The sequence below is a fragment of the Paenibacillus oceani genome (genome assembly GCF_014705615.1).
Classification (GTDB): Bacteria; Bacillota; Bacilli; order Paenibacillales; family NBRC-103111; genus Paenibacillus_AB; species Paenibacillus_AB oceani.
Genome location: NZ_JACXJA010000057.1, coordinates 41744 through 54169, shown reverse-complemented (window position 1 = coordinate 54169; position 12426 = coordinate 41744). Strand labels below are relative to the sequence as shown.

Genomic DNA, 12426 nt, shown 5'->3' with positions numbered 1-12426 from the left:
CATATTAACTTTGCCGGTCGTATACCAGGAGAACTGCTTTTCTACGTCGGCCCAATCGAACGACACACGGGCTTCCTCGTAGTTTTTCAGGTTTCCGTCGGTCGATACTGCCTTGATGATGTCCGCTTGCTTGTCCATAAATACGTTCCTCCTGAATGGATGAATTCGATGAAACGTTTTCATTTCGTAGTGGCTTGCTTGCCCGACTGCCAAAAAACACAAAGAATATTATATCACATCATTTTCGGACTTAACATGCTCATTTTGAAAAATAGACACAGGCGGCGGTACATTAAAATGTCCAAAAGTCAAACAAGTCTGAAATGATGTGATTGAAACGATCATAATACTGATTGAATCGATCAAAATTGTTGTTTATACTAAATATAGAACTACGGGTGTTTCGTCCGGGCCGGAGGAAGCCGATTTCCATGGGGGATCTTCGTTCATTTCGCCCGGTAAGAAGGAATGGAAGGCTGACGCGACGAAATTGAATCAGGATGAAATGATGGAACAACGGGGAACCACATTCTTACTTAAGGTGCTGCTTCGTGATCAAAAGTGGGCTTTTTGAACAACCTCTAAAACAACCAATGGAGTGAGCGCGGTATGCAGGAACAGCTTCTAACCAAAGGCGAGCAGCGCCGTCAAGCGATTCTCGGCATGCTGAAGCAGAAGGGACGGGTGTCCGTGCAGGACATCGTCGATACGCTGCACTGCTCGGAAGCGACCGCGCGGCGGGATCTGGACGTTCTGGAGCAGACGGATTCCGTCATCCGCACGATCGGCGGCGCGATTTACGATGCGTTCCACACGTCCAAGGAAGCGTCGTTCGAGGAGAAGACGTCGCTGTCCTGGGTGGAGAAAGAACGGATCGCCGCGAAGGCGGCTTCGCTTGTCGAAGAGGGCGACATTATCGGCTTGTCCGGCGGGACGACCACTTATTTGATCGCGCGGGAGTTGAAGTCGCGCAGTGGCATTACGGTCGTGACGAACGCGCTTAATATCGCGATGGAACTGGCCGACAGCGACGGCATCCAGGTCGTAGTGGCCGGGGGGATTCTGAGACACAAAAGCTACGAGATGTGCGGTCCGTTGACCGAGAAGGTCGTGGAAAGTCTCAACATCGGCAAAATGTTTCTCGGCATCGACGGGTTTGCGCTGGGGCAGGGCTTAACGACGCATTCGGAGTCGGAAGCGCAGATCGCCAAAATTTTGATCAAGCGGTCCGAGCGGACCTTCGTCGTCTTCGACCAGTCCAAGGTGGGCCGCGTATCATTGTTCTCGATTGCGCCTGTGGCAGCGGTTCACGCCTGCATCACCGATGCTCCGCTGGAAGGCGCGCTGCAAGAGGAACTGCTAAAACGAAATATTCGCGTCTTCGTAGCCGGAAATTCGGCGGGAGATTCATAATCATTCATTTTCTCTGGAGGAGTCCTTATGAGCCATTATATCGGAGTCGACATCGGCGGGACGAACATCGTATGCGGACTGCTGGACGATCAACTGAATTTGCTCCGTAAAATCAAGAAGCCTACGGGCGCGGCGAATGGAGCCGACTACGTATTGAATCTGATCGCTTCGATGATCGACGAACTGCTCGGTCAGCAAGGGCTAAGCCGTTCCGAACTGGGAGCGGTAGGCATGGGAAATCCCGGCTTCGTCGATCCGATCCGCGGCATCTCGCTGTCTTCGGCCAACCTGAAGTGGGAGAACGTGCCGGTCAGCGACAAGCTCGGCGTGATCCTCGGCGGCATCCCGGTATTCATCGATAACGATGTGCGGATGTATACGTACGGGGAAGCGGCCAGAGGAGCGGGGCGAGGGTTCGACCATGTGATGGGAATTACGCTCGGGACCGGAATCGCTGCGGCTATGGTGAACAAGGGCGAGCTGTATTACGGCAGCGGATTTTTGGCCGGAGAGCTCGGCCACGTGCCGTTCGAAGGCGAGAGCGCCTTGTGCGGCTGCGGCATGCGGGGCTGCCTGGAGACGATCGCATCGGCGACAGGAATCGCCCGAATCGCCAGAGAGCGGCTGGACCAAGGCGAACCGAGCCTGTTAAACGACTGGTTCCCGGGCGAACGCCGCAGCGAGATTACGGCGGCGGACATCTCACGCGCCTACGATGAAGGCGACGCGCTCGCCCAGGATGTGCTCCGGTTCGTCGGACAAAGCCTGGCCAAAGGTCTCGCCTGGGCGATAACGCTGTGGAGTCCCGACGTGATCGTCATCGGCGGAGGCGCGGCCAACGCCGGCGAGCGTCTGCTTGCTCCGATGCGGGAAGCTCTGATGCCGCTTATTTTGCCGATGTACCGGAGCCGCTTCGTCATCCGTCTGGCGGAAATGAACGACGACGCGGGCGTCGTCGGCAGCGGAGCCTTCGCAAAGGCGCGCGCGAGCGCCTAACGGCAGGGCCGCGGTCTAAGCCGGCAGCACAGCCGAAGCCGATTGCGGAAGGTCAAGCCCTGCTCCCATCCGGATTTTTACGAAAGGCGCTCTCAGCTCCACTTCATTAGTGGTGCTGGAGGCGTCTTTGTTTGTTATAAAGGAGCGGGGCGTTTTTGCGCGAGACTGGATTGAAACGGATTCCGAAAACGAATAAACCGATATACTACTACCTGCAGCGTCCGTTTCTTTGCTATACTAGTCAAAAAACTAGATAGAAAAGAACGGTGATCCGAACAATGGACATGAACAAGGAACAAATACGACTTCTCCGTCCCGGCGAATTTGAAGCGGCGGCCGAGCTAGCCGATCGGGTATTCCGCGATGCCGAGCACAAATCAATGGGGGACGCGTTTCCGAATGCGTTTTCGCCCGCCTTGCAGCAATCTTATGGAGCGTTCGCAGACGGCAAGCTCGTCTCGTTCGTCGGCTTCGTGCCTTCGGTCATCCGGATCGGGGAAGCCGAGCTTAACGTCTATTCGATCGGAGCCGTATGCACCGATCCGGAATACCGGGGCAGAGGTTACGTGGGTACGATTTTGGATATGATACGGGAGCACAGCCGCCGCGCGCAAGCCCCGCTCATTCTCGTATCCGGGAACCGGGGCATCTACGAGCGGTTCGGCTGCCGGAAGTTCGGGGCGCTCACTTCTTTTAACGCGGATCAGCAATCGTTGGACAAATTGTCCGCAGCAACGGACGGGGAGGAGACGTACCGCCCGTTCGACCGCGCGGACTGGTTCGCGCTCCGCAAGCTTTCCCGCTCGCGGAACGTAGGATACGAGCAGAGCATCTGGGATTTGGCGGCGGCGATCTACGCCGAGCCAACGGCCAGCAATTCGAAGCTGAAGCATCGCGTATGGGTAGCTGAGCGGGACGGTGCGCCGGTTGCCTTCGTCGTTCTGGCCGTCGCCGGGGACATCGCTCCGCTGGGCAAGCCTCGCGTCATCGAGTGGGCCGGCGACGCCGCTGCGGCGGTGAGACTGGCCGTGTACGGCGCGCGGGCCGAGGGCGCCGAGTCGCTGCAATTCGCCGTCCCGTGGCAGGATGCCGGGATGGAGGCGGTGCTCGCCGAAGCGGGATGCCCGGCGGTACCCGGCAAATTGACGGGCACCGTTGCCATCGTCGATGCGGGAGAACTGCTTAGGCAGTTGACGTCTTATTTGAAGCGCAAGGACGAAGCGGCGCTGTCCCGGCTCCAGCTTTCTACGAACGAGGATGGCCGTCATTTTGCCGAGTGGGACGGAGTCTCCATGGAGCTGCAGCCTGAAGAGCTGATCTCGCTGCTGTTCGATCCGGTCCGGATCGAAAGCGCGGTTCACGGTCCGGCGGCGGAAGCCGCCAACCGATTGTTTCCGGTTCCGCTCCCGCTTCCCTCGGGACTGAACTTCGTCTAGCGCGATAATTTACAAACCATGTAACGTCATGTAAAATAGATCTAATGAACATGTATTGGAGCGGAACCTATTGCTGCGAAGAAGAAACCTCTTTCAAGAGCGTTACAATCATTTTTTGACCGAGTTGAAAAATGAAATATTGAGCGGCAGCCTGAAGCCGGGCGAATTTATTCTGCCCGAGAATACGCTTAGCGAGAAGTACAAGATAAGTCGGGTCTCGGTGCGTAAGGTGCTGGCTCAGCTGGTGGACGAAGGGCTGATCGAGAAAATAGCGGGTAAAGGCAACCGGGTCAAACCTCCGGTCGAGGAGATCGTCCGTCAGACGATCACGTTGACCTGGTTCTCGCAGTCGTACGAGCAGGATGTGCTGCATACGATTATCGAGCGGTACGAGAAGAGCCACCCGTACGTCAAGGTCGACCTGGTCATCCTGCCTGCCGAGGATTATCCGACCCGGCTTGCCGACCGGATCGAGAGAGGGACAGGTCCGGATCTGTTCTTTATTTCCGACCACCACTTCCGCCACTTGATGGAACAGGACAAGCTGAACGTGATGGAGCCTTACCAGCCTCCGAAGCTGCTGCCGGACGAGGACAGTTATTCGAAGCTGTTTGAGCTGTTTACGGTCGACGATACGCTGATGGCGGTGCCGATCCATTTCTCTCCGATCGTTATTTGTTATAACAAAGACCGGTTTAAGGAATCCGGGATTACGGGAGAAGATCCGGTAAGCACCTGGGACGACCTGCTGGAGGTAGCGAAGAAATGCACCGCCGAGCCTAATGAAGACGGGATGGTCGACGAGTACGGATTCTGTTTCTCTTCGTCGATGAACCGCTGGCCTGCCTTCATTTTGCAAAACGGAGGCGCGTTCGTATCGCCGGATGGACGTTCCGCCTTTGCGACCGAAACGAATATCGAAGCGCTGCAATATTGCAACGATTTGATCTACAAGCATCAAGTGTCGCCGATCTACTCGACGTCCCGCTCCTACCTCGCCGAGCATTTGTTCAAGCGGGAGAAGTGCGCGATGATGCTGTCCACTTATTATTTCATGAACGAGTTCCGCGGGATGGATCTGAATTGGGACGTGCTGCCCGTACCGAAAAATAAAGAGAAAGCAACGCTTCTGCTCGCCGGATCGCTCGGCATTAACAAATATTCCGAGAAGGTCAAAGTGGCGCAAAGCTTTGTCGACTTTTTCGTCGGCGAAGAAGCGCAGACGCTGCTGAAGCAGACCGGCTGCACGATTCCGGTGCTCCGTTCGGTGGCGGAAGACGACACGCTGCTCGACCCGGCCATTCATCCGGAGCATTACAATGTGTTCATCGACTCGCTGAAATACAGCTATTCCCACTACGAGGTGGGGCTGTCGAACGAGTCGAACGTGATCTTCCATGAAGAGCTACATATGTTGTGGGCGAATATGGAGACAGCGGAGAACGTAGCCCGCCGTATCGATGAACGGATCAATCAGCGGATTGACGAGAAGTCCTAGATGGCGGAAGACGGCCGGCTGTATAGATATTACGAAGGGGCTTTCTCCCTAGGTCTTGAGAGACCGGGGGAGAAAGCCTCTTTTTTAACAGATCAGAGTGTATAAGTTCTACACCGTGTTAAAGCGAAGATGAATCCGGAATCTACGCTAAACCTTGCTTGATCTAACGGACATGGCGGATGTTATTTTGCTAAAAAACAGTTTTTTTAAATTGTAACGGTCACCACAGCGCTTATTTGCTTCGAACCACCTCCACAAGTGACACTTCTCATCAAATCGTTGCATCCATGTCCGTTAGAAATGAAATGGATCGAAATTCACCACAAAAACGTCCGCTGTGTTCGTTGCGCGCCTAGCCAAGCTAGGCATAGCTAGCTGATGAACCATCCGTGAGGACCGCACGCGGCTACCGCCAAGGCGCGTTTCGAAGACAAGCTGGCCGTATATGCCGAAGCGGAGCCGTCGCCGCACCTCGACGCCGAGCCTATTGGAGTGGTGGGCAAAGCCGGTCTTTTCCCCGGTCGGCAATTTTTACACCAATTCTGAAGCGTTTACAAACGAGGGAAACCGGAGTAAAATGTACGGAATAAGGCAAGGAGGTGGACGATGAGCTCCGCAGAAACGCTAATGGATTATTTCGTATATCAACGCTGCAATTACAGGCGCAAGCCATATTTGCACAGTCATACCGAATATGAAATTTTTTATTTTCATGGCGGGAGCTGCGAGTATTACGTCGAGGGCGAATCGATGGAACTGTCTCCGGGCGATCTGATTATTGTGAACGGGCTTAGCCGCCACGGCTCGCTGATGAAGGAGGCGTGCTCGAGAACGATGGTCCGGTTCGACGGCGCGTATGTGCGCCCCCTGCTCCAGCAGGAGGATGCGATCGATTGGCTGAAGCCGTTTCGCGACTCGAATTATTGCCGCTGGAGCTTGTCCGAAAGCCAGAGAGCGGATGCGGAGGATATCCTGCTGCGCATGAGCCGGTTCCACGGAAAGCCGGGTCTTGTGCCCTTTCATCGGCTGCGGACGGCGTTTCAGGATTTGCTGCTGTTCATCTACGACTGCTGGGCGGAAGGGCCCGGAAGACTGGTGGATGCGACTGACTTGAAAGCGCAGCGGGTTCATCAGCTCATCCAGTATATCGAGACGAACTATATGAATGAGCTTACGCTTGACCGGATAGCGGATCATCTGTACATCAACAAATTTTATTTGGTCAAATTGTTTAAGGAAGCGACAGGCTTGACCATATTTGAATATGTCAATAAATGCCGGATCAATAAAGCAAAGCTGCTGTTTTTGATGGACGGAAACCGCTCCGTAACCGATGTATGCTATGAGGTCGGATTTCATCAGCCCGCGCATTTTTCCCGCAATTTCAAACAAATGGTGGGCGTCACGCCGGAGCATTTCCGCAGATTGTTTCAATGAAAGGACTCTTTACCGAAAAGAACCTTCTTCTACCGCTTAGGAGCTTCAACGAAACGGCACGTCCGTTATTTCGTTGCTGTTTCTTGTTTGGTGGTTTTGAAGGTTCTTTTGTATTTGAAGTCGATTATGCACAAGAAACCAATTGCAGATAAATCGGAGCACCAGCAAACCAAGCACGCAGGGGAGGCACTTTTCGATTCGTGATAAGTTGTTGTAGAAGGCTATTATCGACAGGAGGGGTACGCAGTGCAACGTGTGCGCGGAGAGATGAAGAAGCGTGCTTTATTGGGGGCGGCGCTGATTTTGGCGTTGACCGGGTGTGCGGGAGGCCCGTGGGGAAGGGACGCGGGCAGCGAATCCGAAGCCGGGGGCAAGCCGCAGGAGCAGGCGAAGGATCCGGTTGAGCTTTACTTTTACAACACAAGCGCAGATTGGGACAAGGACGATTATTTTATGAAGGAATACGGGCAGCACATTCAGAAGAAGTTTCCGCATGTTACGCCCGTATTTGTACCAACTTCCGCCGGATCGCTGGAGAAGCTGGCGGCGGCAAATCAAAGAATCGATGTGATTGTCAGCTCTGTCGGCCGGACATTTACGATTCTGAACAGCGCTTATCAGACGGATTTGACTCCCTTGATCGACAAAAACAAATTCGATTTGGGCCGCTTCGAGGGTTCAAGCATCGACATGATCAAGCAGATGGGCAATGGCGCCATCTACGGGCTTCCGATGTACACGCTTCCGGCCCCGCTTTATTACAACGCCGATTTGTTCGACAAGTTCGGCGTACCTTATCCGACCGACAAGATGACATGGGACGAACTATACGAGACGGCAAAAAAACTGGCCCGGCGAGACGGCGACCGCCAGTATTACGGCCTGACGATGTCGCCCAACCACTACATGCTGCGCAATCAGCTGTCGCTTAATCTGGTCGATCCGTCGACGAAGAAAGCAACGATCAATACGAGCCAGGTCAAAACGATGATGGATAATATGATCCGGTTTTATCAGCTTCCCGGATACGATCTCGATACGAAGCAATTATCTGTCGGCGGGCAGCGGGATCTGTTCATCAAGGAACGGTCGGCGGCGATGTGGTTGCCGGTCAGCACGATGCACACCGAAACGGAGCTTGCAGGAATGAACTGGAACATCGCCAAATTCCCGTCGTTGTCACAGCTGCCGGGCGTAGAGCCGCAAGTGTATCCGGTTTACCTGTTTATTTCCGTCAACAGCAAGGTGAGGGATCAGGCGTTCGAGGTTCTCTCCTTCCTGTCGTCGGAACCGTTTCATATGCAGAAATCTCGAGAAGGAAGCTTCGTATCTCTCTTGCAAAGCGATGCGGTGCGCAAGGCGTTCGGTCAGGATGCACCGATGTATACGGGGAAAAACGTCGCTGCGATGATTCCCGTCAGGACTGCGGCACCTTCCCCGCAGAGCAAATATTACGCAGACGCCTCCTCCATCCTGAACACCGGCGTATTCGCCCAGGTGGCGACAGGCAAAAAGGATGTCAATACGGCGCTGCGGGAAGCGGAAGAAAACCTGATCAAAAAAATCGAGGCGGATGGCAAATAAAGTCCGACGAGGAGTGAAAGATGCGGATGAAAAAATGGATTGCGGCGCTGTCGCTGCCTGTGCTGTGTTTGTTCGTTTTTGCGCTCAGGTCTGAAGCGGCCATCGACTATTCCGGCATTATCGAAACGGAAGCGAGCTGGATTGCCGACCAACAGATCCAAAACGAAGGCAAACCGTCCGACGGCGCCATCGTGATGAACAAAAACCAGCTCACCACGAATCCCGATACCGGCCAAAAAGGCCATAAGATCGATCCGTATTTCTCCAATCTATCCGTGATCGGCATGCTGGAGCACCCGTCCGCGGACCATATGGCGGCGGCGAAGAAATGGTTCGACTGGTACTTCCGCCACTTGAACCGGACGCCCGACACGCACGGCGTCACGGGCACGGTTTACGTCTATTATGTCAACAGTGCGAATCTGGATGAGCAATGGACGTTCAACGACTATTCCGCCTCGGATTCCCGCGGGTCCTCCTTCGTGCTGGCGCTCAAGAAATATGTCGAGGTTAGCCAGGACACCGCCTATTTGCAGCAGCACAAGGCAGATATCGAGCTGGCTTTGGAGTCGGCGCTGTTTACGATGCAGCCGGACGGCCTGAGCTTTGCCAAAAACCAGGAAGGTCATTTTACGAAATATTTGCAGGACAACGCGCTTGTCTACCAAAGCCTGGAGACGATGGTGTGGCTGGAGGAGCAAGTGTTCCAGGACGAAGAGGCGGCAGCGCGCTACCGATATTTGATGAACTTGTCGTTCGCCGGCGTTGAGAGCATGTACAGGCAGGCCGAGAGAGAGTACTACTTTTATTTTACGCCAAACCGTATACGAGCGGCGGACTGGTCTGTCTTTTACGGCGATGCAGTGAGCGAGCTGTTCCCGACGCGTTACGGGGTCATCTCACCTCAAGCCGAGCGGTCGCGTGAGCTGTACGCGCACTTCAATGCAGCTCAGCCCGCCTGGATGTACCGGCATGAGCGGAACGAGTTTCCCTGGACGCAAGTCGCGAGCGTGGCTGCCATGATGGGGGATAAATTCAGAGTCGACGAGGCGCTGACGAACGCCCAGACCAACTATATCGACAACGGGCACCAATGGACATGGTACATCTATGAGGCGAGCAATATGGTCACCGCAGCCAAAACGATCCGGGACCAAACTAACCTGGCGTTGCGCAGACCGATCAGCGCCTCGACGGATGTTTTGCATGCAGGCCTCGCTGTCGATGGGGATATGAACGGGGGCTGGCAAGGAGCATCTTCGGCGGAGGATTGGCTAGAGATTGACCTCGGCGCGAACAAGACGTTCAATCGTCTCGTACTGAAGTGGGGCAGCGCATATGCCGCCAGCTATAAGGTTCGGATATCGGACGACGGTTCGCAGTTTGCGGATATTTACACTCAGACGGCAGGAGACGGAGGGACGGACGATATCGCGCTCAGCTCGGCTGTGACCGGCAGATATGTGCGTCTGCTGATTTACCATGATTTTCCTGAACCGACGGCGATAGTAAAGGAAATCGAGCTGTACCATGAAGCGGTGAACGCGGCTGGCGGCCAAACGGTATCGGCATCTTCGCAGGAAAGCGGCGCTTCCCTGCTGACGGACGGAAATCCTTCCACCGCCTGGACGAGCGATTACGGAGCCGCCCATTGGCTGAAGCTTGATCTCGGCAATATCCAAGCTTTCCATAAGGTCAAGCTGGATTGGGTGTACGGCCAGGAAGCCGAGCAAGTCCGCGTGCTCGTATCGGACGACGACATCAGCTACACCGAAGCGGCGCCTTTGTCCGAAGTCGAGGGCTGGACGCAGGAGATTACGCTTGGCGCGGCTAGCGGCCGGTATGTTTTGCTCGAGCTGACGAAGTCCGCCAACCCCGGCGCCGTTGCCTTGTTCGAAATCCGCGTTCTCGACGGTGAGAATCCGGTGGAGCGCGCGCCGCAAGCCTATACGGTCTTGATCAGCGGTTCGGTGATCGACGGCGCGATCCTGAGGCCGGGAGAGGACGATTTTATCGGAAGCGCGGACCTGTACGTGCCTGTCGAGAAGGTTGCAAGGGCCACGGGGTGGACGTTTGCCCAGGATAACGGAGGACAGACGATCACACTAACCCGGGGCGACCGGACGATCGGGCTTGCTGTCGGGAGCTCAAGTCTCATTGCGGACGGAAACCCCATTGCGCTCGCAGCTCCGACCGCCGTGCGGAACGGACGCGTGGAAGTGCCGCTCCAAGGCTATGCGGCTGCTGCGCGACTGCTGGTGGAATGGAGCGACGACAGTCTGAGTGTACTTGTGAAGACGCAGCGAGACCCGTCGAAGATCAATCTGGCGCTGGGCAAGCTGGCAACGGTCAGCAATCCGCCGTCAGCCAATACGGCGGTGCTTACCGACGGCGTCAAAACCGTAAGCAAAATTGCCGAAACATGGAATGTCAGGGCGGGCTATTCCCTCGCGCTCGACTTGGGCCAAGCGGTCGCTTTCAATACGTTCAAGGCCTACGAGTACAGCTTCCAGAGGGCACGCGGAGCGATCCTGGAATACTCGTTGGACGGAGCAAGCTGGACGCTGCTGAAGAACGCTCCCGCGAGCGAACTGCTCAGTCCCGATATGGAGTCGAAAAACCATTACTCCGGCACGATCCGCTTCCAGACGGTGAATGCCCGTTACATTCGGCTGACGGTGCAAAGTATCGTAGATCCAGACCCCTCCAAGATTGTGGGCTATATTGAGGAAGTCGAGGTGTACAACCGACCGGCCGGGGACGGGGAGGACGAGTCGCATGGGAATGTGGCTTATCGCAGGCCGGCTTCCACCAGTTTTGCGTTCGCCGCTGGAGATATGGGCGTAACCAAAGTGACGGACGGCGATCTCACCACAAAGTTGGCAAATCCTGCGTCCGAAAACGAGACCGAGAGCTGCGTGCAGATCGACTTGCAGGCTGCTGCAACCTTTAACAAAGTGGTGGTATTCCAAGAATTGCAGCGCATCAAGAAGTATCGCGTCCTCGTTTCGCTCGACTCGACCAACTGGATGGCAGTAGCAGCCGGAGAAGGAATCGGGAATCAAAAAGAACTGCTGTTCGCACCGGTGACGGCCCGCTACATCCGGCTGGAGCTGGCGGAAGCGGAGCCGGGCATCCGGATCAGGGAAATTCAGGCGTTCAACGAGAGTGATCTGGTCACTTATCCCGACGGGCCGCCGCCCCCGCTGCAGGCGATTCCGGTTCTGCCGGCGCCGCAAACGGTAGCATCCGTTACGTATTCAAAAGAAGATTTCCATATTTACTTGTTCATCGGCCAATCGAACATGAACGGCAGAGACTTGATTCCGTTCGCAGACCAGGTCGTCATCGATCACGCTTACCTGCTGAATGCCGCCGACCAGTGGGAGTATGCCCAGCCGTACGCGCTGCCGGGATCGAAGGCCGACGTGCAGGGCTTCAACCGATATTCCTCCGTGGATACCGGAACGTATAATGGCATGAATCCGTCCCTGTCCTTCGCCAGGGCGGTGACGGAAAGCGTCTACGCCACAAGCGGCGCAAGCATCGGGATTGTCTCGAACGCCCGGGGCGGCACCAGCGTCCGGCAGTGGCAAAAGGCATCCGGGGAGCAACTGTACGAAGAAGCTGTAAGAAGAACGCAGGAAGCGATGCAGCAAGGGACGCTGAAGGCAATCTTTTGGCTGCAAGGCGAAGGCGATGCCGGTACGAGCAATTATCTGGAGCTGCTGGAGCGCGTCGCCACCGGCATCCGCAGCGAGCTTGGCATCTATGCGCCCGACGTGCCGTTCATCGCCAGCCAAAATCCGCCAGGCTATGATGTGAACAACGAGAGAATCCAGCGGATTGGGGAGTACGTCCCGAACTCGGACTGGATCAGCAGCGCAGGCACCTCGACGATCGACGGCACGCACTTCGACGCCGAATCCGAGCGTCTGCTCGGCATCCGGTATGCCGTCAAAGCGCTGCAAGCCGTCTATGGCATGAGCCTGAACGAAACTCAATTGATGCAGGCGATTTATGGAACCGAAGCGGGCGCCCCGCAGCCCTGAACCCATCACA

Annotated in this window: 7 protein-coding genes; all 7 read left to right on the top strand. The window is 55.6% G+C overall.

Features of this window, described 5'->3' with window-relative positions; all coding sequences use genetic code 11:
* Window positions 1–609 precede the first annotated feature (609 nt).
* A complete protein-coding gene (locus IDH45_RS30930) occupies window positions 610–1413 on the top strand; it encodes a DeoR/GlpR family DNA-binding transcription regulator (RefSeq protein WP_190932013.1) in 804 nt (267 codons plus the stop codon).
* Window positions 1414–1440: 27 nt separating this feature from the next.
* Window positions 1441–2409 carry an ROK family protein gene (locus IDH45_RS30925; protein WP_190932012.1) on the top strand — a complete coding sequence of 323 codons (969 nt, stop codon included), beginning with the start codon at window positions 1441–1443 and terminating at the stop codon, window positions 2407–2409.
* 278 nt (window positions 2410–2687) lie between these two features.
* On the top strand, window positions 2688–3845 hold the full coding sequence (locus tag IDH45_RS30920) for a GNAT family N-acetyltransferase (protein ID WP_190932011.1): 1158 nt from the start codon (window positions 2688–2690) through the stop codon (window positions 3843–3845).
* A 70-nt stretch (window positions 3846–3915) separates the two neighbouring features.
* On the top strand, window positions 3916–5343 hold the full coding sequence (locus IDH45_RS30915) for an extracellular solute-binding protein (RefSeq protein ID WP_190932010.1): 1428 nt from the start codon (window positions 3916–3918) through the stop codon (window positions 5341–5343).
* Between the two features lie 606 nt (window positions 5344–5949).
* A complete protein-coding gene (locus IDH45_RS30910) occupies window positions 5950–6780 on the top strand; it encodes an AraC family transcriptional regulator (RefSeq protein WP_190932009.1) in 831 nt (276 codons plus the stop codon).
* A gap of 246 nt (window positions 6781–7026) precedes the next feature.
* Window positions 7027–8364 (top strand): extracellular solute-binding protein, encoded by a 1338-nt coding sequence (locus IDH45_RS30905; protein ID WP_190932008.1) that lies wholly within the window; start codon window positions 7027–7029, stop codon window positions 8362–8364.
* A 26-nt stretch (window positions 8365–8390) separates the two neighbouring features.
* Entirely contained in the window at window positions 8391–12416 is a 4026-nt protein-coding gene (locus tag IDH45_RS30900) for a discoidin domain-containing protein (protein WP_190932007.1), read from the top strand.
* Window positions 12417–12426 lie beyond the last annotated feature (10 nt).